Source organism: Aquabacterium sp. (assembly GCF_029946005.1).
GTDB lineage: Bacteria > Pseudomonadota > Gammaproteobacteria > Burkholderiales > Burkholderiaceae_C > Aquabacterium.
Genome location: NZ_JAQSDR010000009.1, coordinates 144,504 through 166,053, shown reverse-complemented (window position 1 = coordinate 166,053; position 21,550 = coordinate 144,504). Strand labels below are relative to the sequence as shown.

Below are 21,550 nucleotides of genomic sequence, written 5' to 3'. Positions count from 1 at the left end.
CACCAGCCCCGGCTACAGGTCGAACACCTTGCCGGGGTTCATCACATTGTGGGGGTCGAACACGAGTTTGACCGCTTTCATGTAGGCCAGCTCTTCAGGCGATCGGCTGTAGCCCAGGTAAGGCTTCTTCGTCAGGCCCACGCCATGCTCGGCCGACACCGACCCGTCGTATCGCGCCACCGTCTCGAAGATCTGCGTGTTCACCGTCGCGCACTTGGCAAAGAAATCGTCCTTGGCCATGTCATCGGGCTTGAGAATGTTCAGGTGCACATTGCCATCGCCGATGTGGCCAAACCAGACCACACGGAAGTCGGGGTACTGCTTGGCCACGATCCCATCGATCTCGGCCATGAACGCCGGCACATGCTGGATCAGCACCGACAAGTCATTCTTGTATGGCGTGTAGTGCGAGATGGTTTCCGAGATGCCTTCGCGCAAGCGCCACAGTGATTTGGCCTGCGTCTGGTTCTGGCTCATCACGCCATCGACCACCCAGCCCTGCTCGACGCAGGACTCGAACAAGGCCATGGCCTCGTCCACCACCTTCTCGCTCGATGCCTCGAACTCCAGCAGGGCATAAAACGGCGTGGCCGCCTCGAATGGCCGAGGCACGCTCTGGTGCTGGGTGACCAGTTGCACCGACAACTCTGAGAAGAACTCAAAAGCCGTCAAGTCGAGCTGTTTCTGGAAGGCGGCCAGCACCTTCATCACCGCGTCAAAATCGACCGTGCCCAGCACCATCACGCGCAGATCACGCGGAGCCCGGTCCAGCTTCAGCATGGCCTCGACCACGAAACCCAGCGTGCCTTCGGCCCCGATGAACAACTGGCGCAGGTCGTAGCCGGTGGCGTTCTTCACCATGCCCTTGTTCAGGTCCAGCACATCGCCCTTGCCCGTGACCACCTTCAGACCCAGCACCCAGTTGCGCGTCATGCCGTACTTGATGACCTTGATGCCGCCCGCGTTGGTGCCAATGTTGCCGCCCAGCTGCGAAGAACCCGAGCTGGCAAAGTCCACCGGGTAGTACAGCCCTTGCTCTTCGGCAAAAGCCTGCAGCTGCGCCGTGACCACGCCAGGTTGAAGGCGCACCAGGCGGTCTTCGGGGAAGAACTCGATGATGCGGTTCATGCGGTCAAAGCTGACCACCACCTCACCTTGCGCCGCCACAGCGGCCCCCGATAACCCGGTGCGCCCACCTGAGGGCACCAGTGCCAGCCGCAACTCGTTGGCGAGGCGCACGATGGCCTGAACTTCTTCGGTGGTCGAAGGAAACACAATGGCCGAGGGAGCCGGGGTGCGCACCTTGGTCCAGTCACAACCCCAATGCTTCAAGCTGTCGGCATCGGTCTTGACATGGCTTTCGCCCACGATGGCGTGGAGTCGGGCAAGGATGTCTGGTGCGATCGGCATGACCATTCTTTCTGTGGAAAACGCCCACCATGGTAGCGTCAGGCGTTCAACACTCACCTCATGAAGGATTCAGGCATGCAGCAGCTTTCGCTCGACAAGGACAAGATTCGCTTTCTGCTGCTCGAAGGTGTGCATCAGAACGCCGTGGATGTGCTGCATAAAAACGGCTACACCAACATCGAGTACCTCAAGACGGCGCTTGATGAATCCGTCTTGCTCGAAAAGATTCGCGACGTGCATTTCCTGGGCATCCGCTCGCGCACGCAAGTGACGCCCGCCGTGCTGGAGGCCGCGCATAAGCTCGTGTCCATCGGTTGCTTCTGCATCGGCACCAACCAGGTGGCCCTGCAGCACGCCATGCGCAAGGGCGTGCCAGTATTCAACGCGCCCTACTCCAACACCCGCTCGGTGGCCGAACTGGTGTTGGGCCAACTGATTTTGCTCTTGCGCGGCATCCCTCAAAAGAATGCGCTGGTGCACCGTGGCGGCTGGAGCAAGTCGGCCGAAGGCTCGTGGGAAGCACGGGGCAAGACGCTGGGCATCGTGGGCTACGGCAACATCGGCTCGCAACTGTCGGTGCTGGCCGAATCGCTGGGCATGCAGGTGGTGTATTACGACACCGTCACCAAACTGCCTTTGGGCAATGCCCGCCAACTGGGCAGCCTGAGCGATCTGCTGGGCGTGGCCGACGTGGTCACCCTGCACGTGCCTGAACTGCCCTCCACGCAGAACATGATGCGCACCGAGCACTTCGCCAAGATGAAGCGCGGCGCCATTTTCATGAATGCTGCGCGGGGCACTTGTGTCGACATCGACGCCCTGGCCGACAGCCTGAAGAGCGAACACCTGGGTGGCGCGGCCATCGACGTATTCCCCGTCGAACCCAAGGCGAATGACGAAGAGTTCCTGTCACCCCTGCGCGCCTTCGACAACGTGATCCTGACGCCGCACATCGGTGGCTCCACGCTGGAGGCCCAGGCCAACATCGGTCTGGAAGTGGCCGAGAAGTTCGTGCGTTATTCGGATTGCGGCACCACGCTGTCAGCCGTCAACTTCCCCGAAGTGAGCATGCCCTTGGGCGCGGGTAAGCACCGGCTGCTGCACATCCACGAGAACGTGCCGGGCGTGCTGTCCAACGTGAACCGCGTGTTCGCCGAGAACAACATCAACATTTCGGCCCAAAGCCTGATGACCAACGAGGCCATTGGCTACTTGGTGATGGATGTGGACGCGGCCTATTCCGACGTGGCGCTGCAGAAGATCCAGAGCATTCCGGGCACCATTCGCAGCCGTGTTTTGTATTGATCCGCAGGCCGACATGTTGAACGTCGGCCTTCTTGGGTCAGTCCCTTTTGGGGCAAACAACTGGCCAAAAAAATGGAGGCCTGAGCCTCCATTCATTGGTACCGGGTTCTGGTTGCTTCCCGGGAAATTCCAAGAGGATCTTGTTCAGATCTCTTGGTAGGCGCGATTGGACTCGAACCAACGACCCCCACCATGTCAAGGTGGTGCTCTAACCAGCTGAGCTACGCGCCTTCAAGACCGCTACTATAGCATGTTTTTTCTATTTTCTGCGGGCCTTCAAAACACCGTTCACTTGTGCCACACGCGCGAGCACCGGGCCCAGCTTGGCGGTGTCAGTGGTCTGCACGGTGAGCGTGATGGTTGTGTGGTCACGCTGGGTCTGGCTGTTCATGGCCACCACATGGGTCTTGCCTTGCGCCAGGGCATCGCACACGTCGCGCAGTAGGCCTGGGCGGTCATGTGCCTCGACGAGCACATCCACCGCGTAGTGCGCACTCAGGGCCGACGCATGCTGCCCCCAAGCGACGGGGATGATGCGCTCGCCATGCCGTCCCGCCATCTGACGGAAGTTGCTGCAATCCGAGCGGTGCACGGCCACACCCTTGCCGCGCGTCACGTAGCCACCGATGGCATCCGGCGGCGCGGGTTTGCAGCAGCGGGCCAATTGCGTCAGCAAAGAATCCATGCCCACCACCAGCACGCCACGGCCATGGCCACTGCGGTCCAACTCTGCCTCGCTGCGCGCGATGCGCTGGGCCACCACCTGATCAGGGTCCTGCTCAGGCGCGGCGGGACGCAGCACCTGTTCGATGTGGCGCAGCGAGAACTCGTCCTTGCCCACCACATCAAACAAGGCATCGGCACTGCGGAACCCCAAGTCAGAGGCCAGGTCTTCCAGCTTGGTGGCGGTTTTGCCTTCGCGCTGCAGCAGCTTTTCGACCAGGTCGCGGCCTTTGGCAATCGTGCTTTGCTGGGCCAATGCGTTGAACCACGCACGCACCTTGGCCCGCGCCCTGGGGCTGAGCACATAGCCCAGCTCCTGGTTCAACCAGTCCAGCGATGGACCGCCCTCTCTGGCCGACACAATCTCGATCGTCTGGCCGCTTTGCAATGCCGTGTTCAGCGGCACCATCACGCCATCGACCTTGGCGCCACGGCAACGGTGCCCCAGATCGGTGTGCAGCGTGTAGGCAAAGTCCACGGGCGTGGCGCCATGAACCAGGTCGATGATCTTGCCATCGGGCGTGAACACGTAGATGCGGTCGTCGAAGTACCCATGCCCTTCGGGGCCACCACCTTCGGTTTCATCGGCCGCGGCCAGGTCGCGCTCCCAGGCCAGCAACTGGCGCAGCACGGTCTTGCGGGCAGCGGCCACGCGGCTTTCAAACTCGCCCACGACCTGCACACCCGCGTAGCCTTTGGCACCAGCCTCCTTGTAGGCCCAATGCGCGGCCACTCCACTGTCCGCATGCTCGTGCATGGCCAGACTGCGGATCTGGATCTCGATGGGCTTGTCGTCATCACCCAGCACCACGGTGTGCAGCGACTGGTAGCCATTGGGCTTGGGCCGCGCAATGTAGTCCGAAAACTCATCGGGCATAGGATGCCAGATCTCGTGCGCGCGGCTCAGGGCCGCATAGCATGAAGGGACATCAGCGACGACGACGCGCAGCGCCCGCACGTCAAACACGCGTTCGATGGGCAGGTTCTTGCCCTGCATTTTTTTCCAGATGCTGTACAGGTGCTTGGGTCGTCCCTGCACCTGGGCCTGCAGGCCGGCTTGCACCAAGGCTGAGGCCAGGGTCTGGCGCACCTGCTCTACATCGCGCTCGCGCTCCAGGCGTTTTTCGTCCAGCGATTGAGCAATCGATCTGTAGGTGTCGGGCATCAGGAAACGGAAGGACAGGTCTTCCATTTCCCACTTGATCTGGCCAATGCCCAAGCGGCTGGCCAGGGGCGCGAACACCTGCATGGACTCGCGCGCCAAGGCTTTCGGGCACGGCAGCTTGGTCGCGGCATAGTGCCGCAGCGTTTGCAGGCGCGAGGCCAGGCGCATCAGCACCACGCGCAGATCGCGTGAGAAGGCCAGCAGCATCTTGCGGATGCGTTCGACCTGGTCAGCACGCAGGGGGCCATCGGTCTCGTCACCCAATGAGTCTCGGGCGTTGCGTTGAATCTGCACCAGCTTGCGCGTGTGCGCCACCAAGGCAGCCGCATCGGGGCCAAAGGCGCGACCAATGACTTCGTCGGGCGGGGTCAGGTACTCGCTGGCATAAACCAGGTAAGCAGCGGCGCGCAAGGAAGGGGGCGCACCAATGCCCAGCAAGATCTGCGACACGCCATCGGCATGGGCCAAGGCGTTTTCACCGGTGTCAAACAACTGCCCGGAGAGCAAGGGTTCGGCAAACGCTCGGGCGCGCGCCAGGGCGTGGGCCGCACTGCCGTCTTGCTCGGGCAAGCTCAGGTCGACCAGGTCAACGATGGTCGCGTGAGGTGCAGCAAGAAGGCCTGTCTTCATGCCAACAAAAAGTCCTTGATGGTGGCAATCTGGTCAGCGGCGATCAGGGTGGGCGCATGGCCCACGCCTTCAAATTCAACCAGGCGGGCTTTGGGGCCGCGCTGCGTCATGCTTTGGGCGGTCTCATGGTCCAGCAGGTCGGAGTTCTTACCGCGCAGCAACAGCACTTCGCTTTTCAAGCCATCGTAGACGCCCCACAAGGCGGCTTCGCCACTGGTGGCCGCCTCGGCCGACATGGACTTGAAGGGCTCGGCAATCGCCGGGTCGTAGTGCAGTTGCAGGCCCAGGCCATCGGCCGTTGGGCGCAGCAAAGGGAGCGACAAAGCCAGCCACTGCTCTGGCGTGTGCGGCCCAAAGCCCGTTGAAATGGTCCACAGGTAGTCGGCCGCTTCTTGTTCATTGGCGAAGCGTTTGGGTTGGCCCAGGTAGTCGCCAATGCGCACCAAGGCATCGTGACGCAGGCGCGGGCCGACGTCATTGAGCACCAATTTGCGAATGCGCACGCCAGTCACCTCGGGTGGCAAGGTGGAAAAGCCCAGGCCGATCAGACCGCCCATCGAGGTACCCACCCAGTCGATGTCCAAGGGGCTCTCTGCTTTCAGCGATGCACGCAGGTGCTGCACCAGCGTCACCATGTCGGACACATAAGAAAAGACCTGGTAGCCCGCAGGCTCGGCCAGCCAGTCAGAATGCCCACGCCCGACCACATCGGGGCAGATCACGCGGTATTGGGTGCTCAACAATCGGGCCAAGGCGTCGAAGTCACGGCCCTGGCGGCTCAAGCCGTGCACGCAGATCACGATGCGAGGGTTCGCTTCATCGCCCCAAGACCAGTAAGCCATGCGGTGGGTTTGAGCATCAGTCTTGCTTGCACCTGGACACACCACGTGGTTCAAGGTGGGGCTCGAGAGATTGTTGTGGTCCAGGGTGGTCATGGCAGTGCCTCGGCAGATAATTGGTATCGGTACGACATTGTGTTTGTTATTGCCAAGGAGGCCCCTAATGTTGAATGGAAAAACCGCCCTCGTCACTGGATCGACCAGCGGCATAGGTTTGGGCATCGCGAATCAACTGGCCGCCCAAGGCGCCAACGTCATTCTGAACGGCTTTGGCGATGTCGATGCGCCCAAGGCCGAAGTCTTGGCCGCTGGCAAGGCTCATGGGGTGCGCGTGGGCTACCACGGCGCCGACATGAGCAAGCCCGCCGAGATTGAGGCCATGATGGCCTACGCCACGGCCGAGTTTGGGGGCGTGGACATCCTGGTCAACAACGCTGGCATCCAGCATGTGGCCAATGTCGAGAACTTCCCGGTTGAAAAATGGGATGCCATCCTGGCCATCAACCTCAGCTCGGCCTTCCACACCATGCGCTTGGCGGTGCCAGCCATGCGGGCCAAGAACTGGGGGCGCATCATCAACGTGGCTTCGGCCCATGGCCTTGTGGCCTCGGCGGGCAAGTCGGCCTATGTAGCGTCCAAACACGGGCTGCTTGGCCTGACCAAGTCGGTCGCGCTTGAAACCGCCACCACCGGCGTCACAGTGAACGCCATTTGCCCGGGCTGGGTGTTGACCCCGCTGGTGCAAAAGCAGATTGAGGCCAAGGCCGAGCGGGAGGGTGTCACCATTGAAGAGGCCCAGCGCGGTCTGCTGGGTGAAAAGCAGCCCTCCCTGCAGTTCGTGACGCCCGCGCAGCTGGGTGACTTGGCCGTGTTCCTGTGCTCGTCGGCGGGCGACAATGTGCGCGGCGTGGCCTGGAACATGGACGGCGGCTGGCTGGCGCAATAAGCAAGATGGCTTTTCTGGCGGGCGGTGCCCTGCCCGCCCGTTGGGCTCATCGCGATGACTTCGTGGTCCTGGAGGCGGGCTTCGGACTGGGCCAGCGTTTTTTGAAAACCTGGGCCGCCTGGCTGGCCGATCCCAACCGGTGCCAGCGTTTGTTCTACATCGCGTTGGACGCAGAGACGCCACTGAAGGCAGCCTTGAGCCATGACATGAGCGCTCAGGCCTTGGTTGGGAGATTGGCCCAAAGCTGGCCGGTTTTGACACCAGGGCTTCACACCCTGGTGTTTGAAGAAGGCCCCGCCAGCCAAGTCACCCTGCTGCTGGGCGTGGGCGAAGTCGCGGACTTGGTGCCGCAGATGGTGGCCCGGGTCGATGCCTTCTTGCTGGAGGACGTGGTCCCCGCCCCTTTGGCCTTGAATGGCGATGAAGGCTGGCTGTCTCGCCTGGCTCGCTTGGCCGCCCCCGGGTGCACTGCCATCGCCCGAAATGACGCTTTGAATGTGCTGGAAGGCCTGCGCCAGTCTGGCTTCAAAGCCCAGCCCAACGATGCGTGCGTTTTTCGCTTCGAACCTCACCACGCCCCGCCACCGTTGCCGGGCGGCCTGTGGCCAACGCGCATCGAATCAACGCAGCGGCACGCCTTGGTCGTCGGTGCTGGTTTGGCCGGCTGCGCTGCGGCCTGGGCACTGGCCCGTCAAGGCTGGCGCATCACCATGGTCGATGCCCACGCGGCGATCGCACAGGGGGCGTCCGGCAATCCAGGGGGCCTGTTCCACAGCATTGTCCATGGCGAAGATGGCCTCCATGCGCGCACCCACCGCGCAGCCGCCTTGCGCACCGCAGCGGTCGCGGCTCCCATGTTGGCCGCGGGCCGGTTCGCGGGCGCGTGCCAGGGCCTGCTCCGACTGGACACCCACACTCATGCCGCAGAGGCCCAGGCCCTGCTCCATCGCCTTGGCCTGCCGCCCGAACACCTCCAGTGGCTTGACCAGGCGCAAGCCCAGAACCTGGCGCACATCCCGGTCCCCAGCGGTGGATGGCTGTTTCACCAAGGTGGGTGGTTGGACCCGGCGGGCTACGCACAGGCGCTTTTGGATGAAGCGCAGACCCATGCCGAAACCATGTTCCTGCCCAGTCAGATAGCGCATCAATGGCAGCGCGGAACTCAGGACGGCCAAGCTACCTGGCAAGCGCAAGACGCCCAAGGCCAGGTCATTGCCGAAGCGCCTGTGGTGGTCATGGCGGGGGCGACCGGCACGTCAGCGCTGATCAGGGCGCTGCCAGGCGTCGCCTCCTTGCCCTTGTCGCCCGTGCGGGGTCAGATCAGCAGCCTGCCTTTCCAAGACGGCATCGCAGCCCCTGCCCTTCCAGTCGCGGGCAGTGGCTATATCCTGCCCAAGCACCAGGGCCGCTTGCTGTTTGGTGCCACCAGCGATGTGGATGACCTGGACCCGGCTGTGCGCGATGCCGACCATGCCCACAATCTGGAGCAAGCCGCACAACTGGGCAGTTTGTCGATGCTGGACGCGCCTGCCTTGTCGAAGGGCTTGCAAGGCCGTGTGGGCTGGCGGGCCAGCACGCCTGATCGCCTTCCCTATGTGGGCCCGCTGCCTTTGGCCGATGCCCCGCCTATTACTGAAGGGCAAAGAGCCCCCAGGATGGATCGACCGCGGTTGGTACCCCGACTGCGTGATGAACACGGCGGGGTCTACGTCATCACGGGATTCGGCTCAAGAGGTATCACCTGGGCTGCTCTGGCCGGCGAACTGCTGGCCTCGTGGGTCACGGGTAGTCCGTGCCCGATCGAGGCCTCTCTGCGCGATGCACTGGACCCTGCCCGCGTCGTGACGCGGGCCAAGGCAAGAGCGCAAAACTCAGGCTGAGGCTTCGGCCTGCGGCTCGGCGCCGTTGTTGTCGCCTGATTCGGCATTGTCAGGCGCTGCTTCGCCTTCCACCGCGGTTTGATCAGCATCGGGGGCATCAGCCTCGCCCGTGCCGCTGCGGCGTTGCTGGGTTTTTTCTTCTTTTTTCTTCTTCTTGGCCAGCTCGCGCTGACGCTTTTCAAACTGATAGTTGGGTTTTGCCACTTTTTCGTCCTCTGGCACCCGCTGCGGGCACCGCTGGGCAACATTGTCGTCGCAAAACCTGGCACGCCGGGGTGAGTACACTGGCGGGCTGGAAAAATACTTGCGACATGAGCGACAAATTACGTCTGGACAAATGGCTGTGGGCCGCGCGCTTTTACAAGACGCGCAGCTTGGCCGCGGATGACATCGACAAAGGCCGGGTTCAGGTTAACGATATCGTGGCCAAGCCGTCGCGCGACCTGAAGATCGGCGACCGCATTGACCTGCGCCAAGGCACCCTGGTGCGCACCGTCATCGTCAAAACCCTCAGCAGCGTTCGCGGCGGCGCACCCGTGGCCCAGACCATGTACCAAGAAACGCCCGACAGCGTCACCCGGCGCGAGCGCCACGCGGAGGAACGCCGCACCCAGCCCGACCCCGCCCTGGCCATCGATCAGGGCCGACCCACCAAGCGCGACCGGCGGCAACTGGCCGACTGGAACCGGTGGAGCGCGGGCATCGACGATTAAATATTTCTTGCACGGGGTCTTGAAACCCTGTCCGCCGCCCCGAGATCTGCTGGGCTTTGATTGACTCACCTCATTAATTCCAATAAACACCATGAGCGACACGCCCGCCAACGCCGAAAACTTTGATCCGGTCGATGCCATCCCCGTCGGCGCCGAGCCGCTTGAGGCCAGCATTGAGCAGCAACTGGCCGAGTTGCACGCCAAGCACACCGAGGTTTCGGATGCCTACCTGCGCGCCAAAGCCGAGGCTGAAAACACCCGCCGCCGCGCTGATGACGAAATCTCCAAGGCTCGCAAGTTCGCCGTGGAATCCTTCGCCGACAGCCTGTTGCCGGTCAAGGACAGCCTGGAAGCCGCCATCGCCACGCAACTGTCCAAGCCAGACACGCCCATCGAAACCGTGATGGAGGGCGTTCAGGCCACCTTGCGGCAGTTGGGTGCCGCCCTGGAGCGCAACAAGGTCATCGAGATCAACCCCGCCAACGGCGCCAAGTTTGATCCGCATCAGCACCAGGCCATCAGCATGGTGCCTGCCGACCAAGAAGCCAATACCGTGGTGGGCGTGCTGCAAAAAGGCTATCTGATCAACGACCGGGTCCTGCGTCCGGCTTTGGTCACGGTGACAGCGCCAAAGTAACGCGACTGGGGGTGGCCCGGCGGCCAAAAAGCGAAAAAAACGCTTTAAAACCCGCCCAAAGGCCTTGAAAACCCGCCAAACAGACGCAAATGACGAACAACTGAATTGAAGTTTCCAAGGAGCTAGAACATGGGCAAGATTATCGGTATTGACTTGGGCACCACGAACTCGTGCGTGTCCATCATGGAAGGCAACACCCCCAAAGTGATTGAAAACAGCGAAGGTGCCCGCACCACGCCCTCGATCATTGCCTACCAGGAAGACGGCGAAGTGCTGGTTGGCGCCTCCGCCAAGCGTCAGGCTGTCACCAATCCGCGCAACACGCTTTACGCCGTTAAGCGCCTGATCGGCCGCAAGTTCACTGAAAAAGAAGTCCAGAAGGACATCGAGCTGATGCCTTACACCATTGCAGCGGCCGACAACGGCGACGCCTGGGTGGAGGTGCGCGGCAAGAAAATGGCTCCGCAACAGATCAGCGCCGACATCCTGCGCAAGATGAAGAAGACCGCCGAGGACTATCTCGGCGAAGAAGTGACCGAGGCCGTCATCACGGTGCCCGCCTACTTCAACGACGCGCAGCGCCAAGCCACCAAAGACGCCGGCCGCATCGCCGGTCTGGACGTCAAGCGCATCATCAACGAGCCCACGGCCGCGGCCCTGGCCTTTGGCCTGGACAAGACCAGCACCGGTGACCGCAAGATCGCGGTGTACGACTTGGGTGGCGGCACGTTCGACGTGTCCATCATCGAAATCGCCGACGTGGATGGCGAAAAGCAGTTCGAAGTGCTGTCGACCAACGGTGACACCTTCCTGGGCGGCGAAGACTTCGACCAGCGCATCATCGACTTCATCGTGGCCGAGTTCAAGAAGGACCAAGGCGTCGATCTGACCAAGGACGTGCTGGCCCTGCAACGCCTGAAGGAAGCCGCTGAAAAGGCCAAGATCGAGTTGTCGAACAGCGCACAGACTGACGTCAACCTGCCCTACATCACGGCCGATGCCAGTGGTCCCAAGCACTTGAACGTCAAGCTGACCCGCGCCAAGCTGGAGTCGCTGGTCGAAGAGCTGATCGAGCGCACGATCGCGCCTTGCCGCATGGCCATCAAGGACGCTGGCGTGAACGTGGCCGACATCCAGGACGTGATCCTGGTCGGTGGCATGACCCGCATGCCCAAGGTGCAAGAGAAGGTCAAGGAGTTCTTCGGCAAGGATCCCCGCAAGGATGTGAACCCTGACGAAGCCGTGGCCGTGGGCGCCGCCATCCAAGGCCAGGTGCTGGCCGGTGACCGCACCGACGTGCTGCTGCTGGACGTGACCCCGCTGTCGCTGGGCATCGAGACGATGGGGGGCGTGATGACCAAGATGATCGCCAAGAACACGACCATCCCGACCAAGTTCGCACAAACCTTCTCCACGGCTGAAGACAGCCAGCCTGCCGTGACCATCAAGGTGTTCCAGGGCGAGCGTGAATTGGCCACCGGCAACAAGATGCTGGGCGAGTTCAACCTGGAGGGCATCCCCCCCGCACCACGTGGCACGCCGCAAATCGAAGTGTCCTTCGACATCGACGCCAACGGCATCCTGCACGTGGGTGCTAAGGACAAGGGCACCGGCAAGGAAAACAAGATCACCATCAAGGCGAATTCGGGCCTGACCGAGGACGAGATCCAGAAGATGGTGAAAGACGCCGAGCTGAACGCCGTCGACGACAAGAAGAAGGTCGAGCTGGTGCAGGCCAAGAACCAGGGCGATGCCATGGTTCACAGCGTGCGCAAGTCGCTGACCGAGTACGGCGACAAGCTGGACGCCGCTGAAAAGGAAAAGATCGAAGCCGCGATCAAGGATGTTGACGAAGCCATCAAGGGCGACGACAAGGACGACATCGAGGCCAAAACCAATGCCCTGATGACCGCCAGCCAGAAGCTGGGCGAGAAGATGTACGCCGACATGCAGGCCGCCCAGGGTGCCGCAGGTGGTGCGCCGGGTGGCGCGGCCGAAGGTGCTTCTGAAGCCAAGCCTGCCGACGACAACGTCGTGGACGCCGAGTTCAAGGAAGTCAAGAAAGACTGAGGCTTATTTCATCGAGCTTTTGGGGCACAGACGTGTGAGGGACAATCCCCCACCCCTGTGCCCCTTGTCACTCACAGCCTGAAAGCATCATGGCGACGAAACGCGATTACTACGAAGTTCTGGGACTCGCCAAAGGCGCTTCCGAGGAAGACATCAAGAAGGCCTACCGCAAGCTGGCCATGAAGCATCACCCCGACCGCAATCAGGGTGACAAGTCCAAAGACGCCGAAGAGAAGTTCAAAGAGGGCAAAGAAGCCTACGAGATGCTCTCGGATGCCAAGAAACGCGCGGCCTACGACCAGTTCGGCCACGCGGGCGTGGATCCGAACATGGGCGGCCGTGGCGGCCCCGGCGCAGAAGGCTTTGGCGGCTTTGCGGACGCTTTTGGCGACATCTTTGGCGACATCTTTGGTCAAGGCGGCCAAGGTGGTGGTGGTCGGCGTGGCGGCGGGCCCCAGGTCTACCGCGGCAGCGACTTGTCCTACGCGATGGAAATCACGCTGGAAGAAGCGGCCACCGGCAAGGACACGCAGATCCGCATCCCCAGCTGGGAAGACTGTGTCACCTGCAGCGGTACTGGCGCCAAGCCCGGCACCAGCGCCAAGACCTGCCCCACGTGCAATGGCGCGGGCAATGTGCACATGCGTCAGGGCTTTTTCAGCGTGCAGCAAACCTGCCCGCACTGCCAGGGTACTGGCAAGGTCATTCCCGATCCGTGCGTCACTTGCAGCGGCCAAGGCCGTGTCAAGAAAACCAAAACACTGGAAGTCAAGATCCCGGGTGGCATCAATGAAGGCATGCGCATCCGCTCGGCGGGCAATGGCGAGCCCGGCACCAATGGCGGCCCCGCTGGCGACTTGTACATCGAGATCCGCATCAAGCAGCACGAGATCTTCGAGCGCGATGGCGACGACCTGCACTGCAATGTGCCGATCCCGCTGACCTCGGCGGCGCTGGGCGGTTCGATCGAAGTGCCCACGCTGGGCGGCAAGGCCGAGATTGACATCCCCGAAGGCACGCAGCACGGCAAGACCTTCCGCCTGCGCGGCAAGGGGATCAAGGGCATCCGGGCCAGTTACCCTGGCGATCTTTACTGCCACATCGTGGTCGAGACGCCCGTCAAGCTGACGGAGCACCAGCGCAAGCTGCTGAAAGAGCTGGACGAGTCGTTCAAGAAAGGCGGAGAGAAGCACTCGCCTAACAGCAAAAGTTGGACCGATCGGGTGAAGAACATCTTCAAGTAACGTGTGAAGTGAAGCGAAGCAAAGGCACCCTCCTCGGGTGCCTTTTTCATGGCCTCAGTGGTTTTGGTTGCTGCGGTGAGCCCAAGCCGTGGTGCGGGTTTCGATCACGGAGAACAGCTCGTACATGATCATGGCCATGGCGCCCACCACCATCAACCCACCGAACGCCAGCCCCATCTGCATGGATGATCCAGCCGAGATCAGCAGGTAGCCGATGCCTTCGTTCGAGGCGGTCATCTCGGACACCGTGGTGCCAACGAAGGCCAGCGTGATGGCCACCTTCAGCGAACCGTAAAAGTACGGCATGGAGCGCGGCAGACCAACCTTGATCAGCACATCCCATCGGCGCGCGCCCAACACCCGCAGCACGTCTTCAAGCTCTGGCTCCAACGTGGCCAGGCCGGTGGCAATGTTGACCATGATGGGAAAGAAGCTGATCAGAAAAGCCGTCAGCACCGCCGGGCCCACACCAATGCCGAACCAGACCACCAGGATCGGGATGAAAGCGGCTTTGGGCAGCGCGTTGAATGCCGTCATCAGCGGGTAGATCGCCGAATAGGCCAGGCGCGAGCTGCCCACCAGGAAGCCCAGCAACACGCCCACCACGATGGCAATACCAAAACCGACCATCGTCACCCAGAAAGTGCGCCAGGCGTGTCGGAGGATCTCGGCATGGAACTCGACCAATTGTTGGGCAATCCGCGTCGGGCTGGGAAAGATGTACTCGGACACTGAGAACACGGAGCACGCCACCTGCCACAGCAGCAAGATGATCAGCAACAAGCCCCAGGGCGCCCAGCGCTCCAGTTGGGGTGAGCTCAACTTCATCGTCATTGCGCCACCTCCGGCGAGGCTGCCATGGATGTCGGCTTGCGCATGGCACCAATGTGTGCACGCAGCTCGTGCACTATGTTGGTGAATTCAGGCGTGTAAGTGACCTCCAGATCGCGTGGCCGTGGCAGCTCGATCTCGCGTTTGGCCAGGATGCGGCCGGGGCTGCGGCTCATCACGTAGACCGTGTCCGCCAGGAACACCGCCTCGCGCAGGTCGTGGGTCACCAGGATGACGTTGAAGCCCCGCTGGGCTTGCAGGTCACGCAAGGCGCACCAAAGTTCCTCACGGGTGAAGGCATCCAGGGCACCAAAGGGCTCGTCGAGCAAAAGCATTTTGGGCTCGTGGATGAGCGCGCGGCAGATGCTGGCGCGCTGCTGCATACCGCCCGACAACTGCCAGGGAAACTTGTCTTCGTAGCCCCCCAGGCCCACGCTTTGCAGCAAAGCCCTGGCCTTGGCTTCGTACTCGGCCCGCTTGGCGCGGAAGTTGGAGCGATAAGGCTCGACGATCTCCAGCGGCAACAGCACGTTGTCCACCGTGGTCCGCCAAGGCAGCAGTGATGGCGCCTGAAACGCCATGCCCGTGATCTTCAAAGGCCCCGTGACGGGTTGACCGCCAATCGTGATGCTGCCACGCGAGGGCATCTTCAAACCGGTGGTCAGCTTCATGAAGGTGGATTTGCCGCAGCCCGAGGGGCCTACGATGGCGACGAACTCACCCTCGCCAATGCTCAGGCTGACATCCTCTACCGCGAACTGTTGTTGCGCCAGCAAGGCCTCGTTGTAGGCCAGCCAGACGTTCTTGAAATCAACAAATGCGCTCATCGTCCGGCACTCACTTTTTGGCGGGCAGCACATTCAGCTCGGCACTGGACGGCAAGTAGGCTGGCGTCCAGACGGCCTCCGGGCTCACACGTGACTTGGTGCTGAAGGCATCAGCAACCTGCGAGGCCATCAGCGACAAGCGCGGCAGTTTCACCTGGCCAAAGCCTTCCGCGCGGGCATCTGGGCTGTTGACGACTTGATCAATGGCCATCTTCAAACGTCGCTTTTCAACCTCGACATTGATGATGCCGTCACGCGCTTTGACCGATTCGATGCTGGCATCAGGATTGGCCAGCACCTCTTTGACGCCTTTGGTGAACGCCAACAAAAATGCCTTCACGGCCTCGGGGTTCTCCTTGAGGATGCGGGGCGACGCGATGATGGCGTTGCCGTACAACTTCACCCCGTATTGCGCGTAAGGCAGCACCACGATGTCCTGAGGCTTGACGCCCCGGGCTTCCAGGTTCAGCATGGATGTGAATGAAAAACCGGTGATGGCATCGACATCGCCCCGCACCAGCATGGTTTCGCGCAAGGCCGGGTCCATGCTGGTCCAGGTCACCGCCCCCACCTTGTTGGCTTTGGCAAAGATGGGCCAGGCTTTGCGGCCAGCATCAAACACAGGCGCACCCAGCTTCTTGCCAGCCAGGTCGGCGGGCGTCTTGATGCCCGAAGCCTTCAGGGCAAACGCGGCGGCCGGGGTGTTGTTGTAAACCATCATGATGGCCACGGGCTTGTTCGGGGCGTCCGGGTTGTTCGCGTGGAACTCCATCAGCGCGGCCATGTCGGCAAAGCCCAGGTCGTACGAGCCAGAGGCCACGCGGGTGACCGTGCCGCCCGACCCATTGCCGGCATCCACGCTCACGTCCAGACCTGCTTGCTTGAAGTACCCCTTGGCCACCGGCTGCAAGAACAAGGCTGAAGGCCCCTCAAAACGCCAATCCAGCTGAAATTTGATGGGAGTGGCCGCCTGGCACAGGCTCACGCCAGCGATTTGAATCAGGAGAGCACGACGGAAGAGCTGGAACAAGGTCATTTGGCAAAACTCCACAGAGGCAAAAAGAGGATGAACCGGCTGACGCAAGATCTGTGCACAGTTAATGCATGAGGCTCAAGTTGTGCCCCTGAAATGCCGAAATGCGAAATACAGCGTGGCTTAAACACAGGATGCGGGTAATTTTTCATGGCAACTCAAACTCAGTTTTCAACCATTCAGGCTTTGGTCATCGACGACATGTCGGTGCAGCAGACCACCTTGCGTGGCCAGTTGGGTCAGTTGGGCATCACCCGGGTTGACGTGGCAGCCAACGCGGAAGACGCCGCGCGACAGATCCGCAGCCGCCGATACAACCTGATCCTGTGCGACTACAACCTGAACCAGAAAACCGATGGCCAGCAGTTGTTCGAGCACCTGCGCGACACCAAGCTGCTGCCTGCGGATTGCCTTTTTTTCATGGTGACGGCGGAAAGTGCCTATGCCTCCGTGGCCGCCGCCACTGAGCACCACCCGGACGCTTACCTGCTCAAACCCATCACCGCCAGCCACATCGAAGACCGCCTGAAGACCCTGCTCGAAAAGCGCGATGCCTTGCTGCCCATCACCCAGAAGCTCGCCAAGGACGACCTGCTGGGCGCCGTCCAGGCCTGTGATCAAAGCCTGAAAACCGAGAACCGCTGGACGATGGCTGTGCTGCAGATCAAGGGCAAAACCTTGCTGCAACTGGGCAAGCACGAGGATGCCAAGCAAACCTACCGGCAGGCCCTGGACAAGCGCGCCAACCTGCCTTGGGCGCAGTTGGGCCTGGCCCGAGCGCACAAGGCTGCAGGCCAATTCGACGAGGCCAGGCAACTCGCCCAGGACATCATCCAAACCCCTGAAGGCGAGAAAAATGTGGCGGCCTATGACGTGGTGGCGGAATCAATGGACGCCAAGGGTGACGCGCAAGGCGCGATGTGGGTCTTGCGCGATGCGGCCACGGTGGTGCCCTCTGCCCGGCGTCAACGTTTGCTGGGCGAAAGCGCCTACCGCAATGGCGACCTGGACACAGCCAAGGAGTGCATGCAGAAAGTGGCCAAGGCCACCCGGGGTTCGGTGATCGCCCAGCCCCAGGACACCCTGTTGCTGGCCCAGGCCATGGTCGACTTGGGTGAGTCGGCCGAAGCCTTGAAACTGCTGGCGGAAGGCAGCAGCCTGTACCGCAACCTGCCGGCCTTTGGCAGTGTGGCCCTGGCCATCCAGGTTCAGGCGCAAGTCAAGGCTGGCACACCCGACGAGGCGGAGAAAACCCTCAAGCGAGCCCGCGAAACGCTTCGCCAAGGCAAGGCCGACTTTGCCACCATCGCCCTGGCCAAGGCAGAGCTGATGGCCGGGCATGAGGAGGAAGGCTTGAAGCTGCTGGCCACCGCCGTCAGCTCTGACCACGAGAACCCCAAAACCAAGCAAATGATCGGCAATGCCCTGCGTGAAACGGGCCACGAAGACAAGATTGACCGCATCATCAACACCGCCTCGGCCGCCATGCAGGCCCGAGTGCAGGACGCGCGCAAGCTGCTGCGCGATAGCCAGATCGACGAGGCCGTGGCGGCCATTGAAACCGCCGTGCGCGACTACCCGGAAAATACTGGCGTGCTTTTGCAGGCAACTCAGATCAACTGCATGGCCTTGCGGCTGAAGAAGGAGCACAACAACGAGATGGTCGAGCGCGTGCGCCTGTACCTGAATCGATTGGAACAGCTCATGCCGGGCAACGACCGCGTGACGATGATGAAGCGCTATTTCAGGGAGACCCTGGCCAGCATGGAGACCGCTTCGGCCCATCATTGAGCCGGAACACGACACCATGGAAACCGCCTCCTTTGCCCTCATCGCACACGATTTGAAGAACGCGCTGGGCGCCCTTGAATGCGAACTGGAAGCCTTGATCGACCAGCCGGATCCCGGCCTGGCCCAAAGTGCTTATGTGCACTGCACCGAATTGCGCCGCCAGTTCGTTCAGTTCCTGACCGTGTATGGCGCGGGCGATGGATTGAAGGTTCACAGCGAGGACGAATCACCGCTGGACATGTTGAAGTCGCTGCAGCACACGGCCGCCCTCAAACGCCTGATCACACCGGGCACGGCCAAGGTGACCTTGAAAGGTGACGGCATCGGTATGCCCTCGTTCTGGTACCTTGACCGGCGCGTGGTCTACATGGCGCTGGAGGCCGCGCTTCACAATGCCGTTCGCTTCAGCCGACACCAAGTGGTCATGGGCGCTCGAGAGCAGGATGGCTACCTCGTGCTGAGCATTGACGACGACGGCCCCGGCCTGGGCGCCATCGACCCCTCCGACCAATCCACCGGCCTGGGCACCGCGTTGTGCGAGGCCGTGGCCAAGGCCCACCGCTGCGACGGCCGCGAAGGCCGGGTGACGCTGATCAACCGCCCGGAAGGCGGCGCAAGCTTCGAGCTGTGGCTACCCTGAGCCCACATCCCAGGCTGAAGCTCAGCCTTCGTCCTTGACGCAATCCACGTAGTAGCAAAGCTCGCCCGCCTCGTTGGGCTGGGCCACCAGGCCGTGCACGTCGGTGGTGAAGCCCGGGAACATCTTGTTGAAATCGCGGGCGAAGCGCAGGTAGTCCACGATCTTCTTGTTGAAGCGCTCGCCAGGAATCAGCAGCGGGATGCCGGGTGGGTAAGGCGTCAGCAAGGCGGTCGTGACACGCCCTTCCAGCTGTTCGATCTCCACCCGCTCGGTCTTGCGGTGCGCGATGTAGGCATAAGCCTCACTGGGCTTCATCGCAGGCTGCAGGTCCGACAGGTACATCTCGGTCGTCAGGCGCGCGATGTCGCTCTTGGCGTACATCTGGTGGATGCGCTGGCACAGGTCGCTCAGGCCCACGCGTTCATAAATCGGCCACTTGGCGCAGAACTCGGGCAACACACGCCACATGGGCTGGTTCTTGTCGTAGTCGTCCTTGAACTGCTGCAAAGCGGTCAGCAGCGTGTTCCAACGGCCCTTGGTGATGCCGATGGTGAACATGATGAAGAACGAGTACAGGCCAGTCTTCTCGACCACCACGCCGTGCTCGGCCAGGTACTTGGTGACGATGCTGGCCGGGATGCCCGTTTCGGCGAACTTGCCCGACACGTCCAGACCCGGGTTGATGATGGTCGACTTGATCGGGTCGAGCATGTTGAACCCATCGGCCAGGTCGCCAAAGCCGTGCCACTTGGCATTGCCTTTGAGCATCCAGTCATCGGGCGAGCCCACGTCGTCTTTGGTGAGCTTGTCCGGCCCCCAGACCTTGAACCACCAGTCCTTGCCGAACTCCTTGTCCACCTTGCGCATGGCGCGGCGGAAGTCCACCGCCTCGCGGATGCTTTCCTCCACCAGCGCGGTACCGCCGGGCGGCTCCATCATGGCCGCCGCCACATCGCAGGACGCGATGATGGCGTACTGCGGGCTGGTGGAGGTGTGCATCAGGTAGGCCTCGTTGAACAGGTGCGTGTCCAGCTTGGTGTTCTGCGCGTCTTGAACCAGCACCTGTGAGGCCTGGCTGATGCCGGCCAACAACTTGTGCGTGGACTGCGTGGCGTAAACCACGGCTTCCTTGGGGCGCACGCGGTCCTTGCCCATGGCGTGGAACTCGCCATAGAAGCTGTGGAAGGCTGCGTGCGGCAACCAGGCTTCGTCGAAGTGGATGTTGTCGATCCAGCCGTCAAGCATGCCCTTGATGGTCTCGGTGTTGTAGAGCACGCCGTCATACGTGCTCTGCGTGATCGTCAAAATGCGCGGCTTGACCTTCTTGGGGTCCACGCCCTTGAGCAGCGGGTGCGCCTTGATCTTCTTCTCGATCGAGGCCCTGGTGAACTCGCTTTGCGGGATCGGGCCGATCAGGCCGAAGTGGTTGCGCGTGGGCGTCAGGAACACGGGAATGGCCCCGGTCATGATGATCGCGTGCAGGATGGACTTGTGGCAGTTGCGGTCCACCAGCACCACGTCGCCCGGCGCCACGGTGTGGTGCCACACCATCTTGTTGGAGGTGGACGTGCCGTTGGTGACGAAGAAGCAATGGTCGGCGTTGAAAATGCGCGCTGCGTTGCGCTCGGACGCGGCCACGGGGCCAGTGTGGTCCAGCAACTGGCCCAACTCCTCGACCGCATTGCAGACGTCGGCGCGCAGCATGTTCTCGCCATAGAACTGGTGGAACATCTGGCCCACGGGGCTCTTCAAGAATGCCACGCCGCCGGAGTGGCCGGGGCAATGCCATGAGTAGGAACCGTCCTGGGCGTAGTCCATCAGCGCCTTGAAGAAAGGTGGCGCCAGCGAGTCAAGGTAGCTTTTGGCCTCACGGATCACGTGGCGCGCCAGGAACTCGGGCGTCTCCTCGAACATGTGGATGAAGCCGTGCAGCTCGCGCAGGATGTCGTTGGGGATGTGCTGTGAGGTGCGTGTCTCGCCATACAGGTAGATGGGGATGTCCGCATTCTTGAAGCGGATCTCGCTGACGAAAGCGCGCAAGGCCTTGAGGGCCGAATCGACTTCTCCCTTGGAGCCCGCGCCAAACTCTTCGTCGTCGATCGACAGGATAAAGGCGCTGGCCCGGCTTTGCTGCTGCGCGAACTGCGACAGGTCGCCGTAGTTGGTCACGCCCAGCACCTCGAAACCCTCTTTCACGATGGCGTCGGCCAAGGCGCGGATGCCCAGGCCCGAGGTGTTTTCAGAGCGGAAGTCTTCGTCGATGATGACGATGGGAAAACGGAAACGCAGCATGGCCAAAACCCCTGTGGGCAAAGTCGGGCGGGCGCCCGGAAAAACGCGAAAGCGCGAAGTGTAGGACTTCTGTGGGCACTGTGGATGACAGTCGCATGAAAACAGACACAGGCGCCGTACACTGCCCCCATGAGTGACACAACCCTTTGGTGGATTGCGGCCGGCATGATCGTTGGGCTGGAATTGTTGACTGGCACGTTTTACCTGCTGATGCTCGCTCTGGGCGCAGCGGCTGCGGCGATCAGCGCCCAGATGGGCCACCCCCAGTCCACCCAGATGCTGATCGCCGGGGTGGTGGGCGGTGTGGCCGCGCTGGGCTGGCACCTCAAGCGGCAGCGCAGCAAGGACCACGCCCAAAGCGAAGGCCGCGCCAACCCGGACCTGCACCTTGACCTGGGCCAGCCCGTGGAGGTGGCGCAGTGGTCGACTGACGGGCGCACGCGTGTCCACTACCGGGGCGCCGACTGGGATGCCCGCTACCTGGGCACACCACCAGCCCAAAGCGGCCCCCACCGCATCCAAGCGATTGAAGGCAACACCCTGGTCCTCGCCAAGATTTGACAACCCTGAAAGC

At 62.0% G+C, this 21,550-nt stretch carries 18 protein-coding genes and 1 tRNA gene; 10 read left to right on the top strand and 9 right to left on the bottom strand.

Going from position 1 to position 21,550, the window contains the following annotated elements; translation table 11 throughout:
- Positions 1-12: 12 nt before the first annotated feature.
- Positions 13-1,416, bottom strand: coding sequence for an FAD-binding oxidoreductase (locus PSV38_RS07275; RefSeq protein ID WP_366526646.1), 1,404 nt, complete (start codon positions 1,414-1,416; stop codon positions 13-15).
- A 69-nt stretch (positions 1,417-1,485) separates the two neighbouring features.
- Here PSV38_RS07275 and serA point away from each other — a divergent pair, with 69 nt between their 5' ends.
- The gene (gene serA / locus PSV38_RS07270; protein ID WP_300546237.1) at positions 1,486-2,715 is read left to right on the top strand and encodes a phosphoglycerate dehydrogenase; all 1,230 of its coding nucleotides are present in this window, start codon (positions 1,486-1,488) and stop codon (positions 2,713-2,715) included.
- A 154-nt stretch (positions 2,716-2,869) separates the two neighbouring features.
- On the opposite strand, the gene PSV38_RS07265 is transcribed toward serA, so the two are convergent.
- From PSV38_RS07265 to PSV38_RS07255, 3 genes are all read right to left on the bottom strand, one after another.
- Positions 2,870-2,946: transfer RNA gene (locus tag PSV38_RS07265), tRNA-Val, on the bottom strand.
- Positions 2,947-2,974: 28 nt separating this feature from the next.
- Positions 2,975-5,233 carry a bifunctional (p)ppGpp synthetase/guanosine-3',5'-bis(diphosphate) 3'-pyrophosphohydrolase gene (locus tag PSV38_RS07260; protein WP_300546235.1) on the bottom strand — a complete coding sequence of 753 codons (2,259 nt, stop codon included), beginning with the start codon at positions 5,231-5,233 and terminating at the stop codon, positions 2,975-2,977.
- Entirely contained in the window at positions 5,230-6,168 is a 939-nt protein-coding gene (locus PSV38_RS07255) for an alpha/beta hydrolase (protein WP_300546234.1), read from the bottom strand. The genes PSV38_RS07260 and PSV38_RS07255 overlap by 4 nt, the downstream gene beginning before the upstream one ends.
- A 67-nt stretch (positions 6,169-6,235) precedes the next feature.
- On the opposite strand from PSV38_RS07255, the gene PSV38_RS07250 reads away from it, so the two are divergent.
- Both PSV38_RS07250 and mnmC read left to right on the top strand, forming a co-directional pair.
- Entirely contained in the window at positions 6,236-7,018 is a 783-nt protein-coding gene (locus PSV38_RS07250) for a 3-hydroxybutyrate dehydrogenase (protein WP_300546233.1), read from the top strand.
- Between the two features lie 5 nt (positions 7,019-7,023).
- Positions 7,024-8,898, top strand: coding sequence for an FAD-dependent 5-carboxymethylaminomethyl-2-thiouridine(34) oxidoreductase MnmC (mnmC, locus tag PSV38_RS07245; RefSeq protein WP_300546232.1), 1,875 nt, complete (start codon positions 7,024-7,026; stop codon positions 8,896-8,898).
- Here the strand turns inward: mnmC and PSV38_RS07240 are convergent.
- Complete coding sequence (locus tag PSV38_RS07240) at positions 8,890-9,102, bottom strand: hypothetical protein (RefSeq protein ID WP_300546230.1); 213 nt, start codon at positions 9,100-9,102, stop codon at positions 8,890-8,892. The genes mnmC and PSV38_RS07240 overlap by 9 nt on opposite strands.
- A 107-nt stretch (positions 9,103-9,209) precedes the next feature.
- Between PSV38_RS07240 and PSV38_RS07235 the strand changes: the two genes are divergently transcribed.
- The 4 genes from PSV38_RS07235 to dnaJ all read left to right on the top strand — a co-directional run bounded on the left by PSV38_RS07235 (position 9,210) and on the right by dnaJ (position 13,562).
- Positions 9,210-9,611 (top strand): RNA-binding S4 domain-containing protein, encoded by a 402-nt coding sequence (locus PSV38_RS07235; protein ID WP_300546228.1) that lies wholly within the window; start codon positions 9,210-9,212, stop codon positions 9,609-9,611.
- A gap of 91 nt (positions 9,612-9,702) precedes the next feature.
- Positions 9,703-10,248 (top strand): nucleotide exchange factor GrpE, encoded by a 546-nt coding sequence (gene grpE, locus PSV38_RS07230; protein WP_300546226.1) that lies wholly within the window; start codon positions 9,703-9,705, stop codon positions 10,246-10,248.
- A gap of 129 nt (positions 10,249-10,377) precedes the next feature.
- The gene (gene dnaK, locus PSV38_RS07225) at positions 10,378-12,318 is read left to right on the top strand and encodes a molecular chaperone DnaK (RefSeq protein WP_300546225.1); all 1,941 of its coding nucleotides are present in this window, start codon (positions 10,378-10,380) and stop codon (positions 12,316-12,318) included.
- An 89-nt stretch (positions 12,319-12,407) separates the two neighbouring features.
- A complete protein-coding gene (gene dnaJ, locus PSV38_RS07220; RefSeq protein ID WP_300546224.1) occupies positions 12,408-13,562 on the top strand; it encodes a molecular chaperone DnaJ in 1,155 nt (384 codons plus the stop codon).
- A 54-nt stretch (positions 13,563-13,616) separates the two neighbouring features.
- Here dnaJ and PSV38_RS07215 read toward each other — a convergent pair whose 3' ends face one another.
- Genes PSV38_RS07215 through PSV38_RS07205 form a run of 3 tightly spaced genes read right to left on the bottom strand, consistent with a single transcriptional unit; the run spans position 13,617 to position 16,256 of the window.
- The gene (locus tag PSV38_RS07215; protein WP_300546403.1) at positions 13,617-14,390 is read right to left on the bottom strand and encodes an ABC transporter permease; all 774 of its coding nucleotides are present in this window, start codon (positions 14,388-14,390) and stop codon (positions 13,617-13,619) included.
- Positions 14,391-14,392: 2 nt separating this feature from the next.
- Entirely contained in the window at positions 14,393-15,220 is an 828-nt protein-coding gene (locus tag PSV38_RS07210) for an ABC transporter ATP-binding protein (protein ID WP_300546222.1), read from the bottom strand.
- 10 nt (positions 15,221-15,230) lie between these two features.
- Entirely contained in the window at positions 15,231-16,256 is a 1,026-nt protein-coding gene (locus PSV38_RS07205) for an ABC transporter substrate-binding protein (RefSeq protein WP_300546221.1), read from the bottom strand.
- A gap of 147 nt (positions 16,257-16,403) precedes the next feature.
- Here PSV38_RS07205 and PSV38_RS07200 point away from each other — a divergent pair, with 147 nt between their 5' ends.
- Positions 16,404-18,044 (top strand): tetratricopeptide repeat-containing response regulator, encoded by a 1,641-nt coding sequence (locus PSV38_RS07200; protein WP_300546220.1) that lies wholly within the window; start codon positions 16,404-16,406, stop codon positions 18,042-18,044.
- A gap of 16 nt (positions 18,045-18,060) precedes the next feature.
- Positions 18,061-18,684: a HAMP domain-containing sensor histidine kinase gene (locus tag PSV38_RS07195; RefSeq protein WP_300546218.1), complete on the top strand. Its 624-nt coding sequence runs from the start codon at positions 18,061-18,063 to the stop codon at positions 18,682-18,684.
- Between the two features lie 21 nt (positions 18,685-18,705).
- Here the strand turns inward: PSV38_RS07195 and PSV38_RS07190 are convergent, their stop codons facing one another.
- A complete protein-coding gene (locus PSV38_RS07190) occupies positions 18,706-20,976 on the bottom strand; it encodes an arginine/lysine/ornithine decarboxylase (RefSeq protein ID WP_300546217.1) in 2,271 nt (756 codons plus the stop codon).
- Between the two features lie 129 nt (positions 20,977-21,105).
- Between PSV38_RS07190 and PSV38_RS07185 the strand changes: the two genes are divergently transcribed.
- Positions 21,106-21,537, top strand: a complete 432-nt coding sequence (locus PSV38_RS07185) for an NfeD family protein (RefSeq protein WP_300546215.1) — start codon at positions 21,106-21,108, stop codon at positions 21,535-21,537.
- The last annotated feature ends 13 nt before the right edge of the window (positions 21,538-21,550 follow it).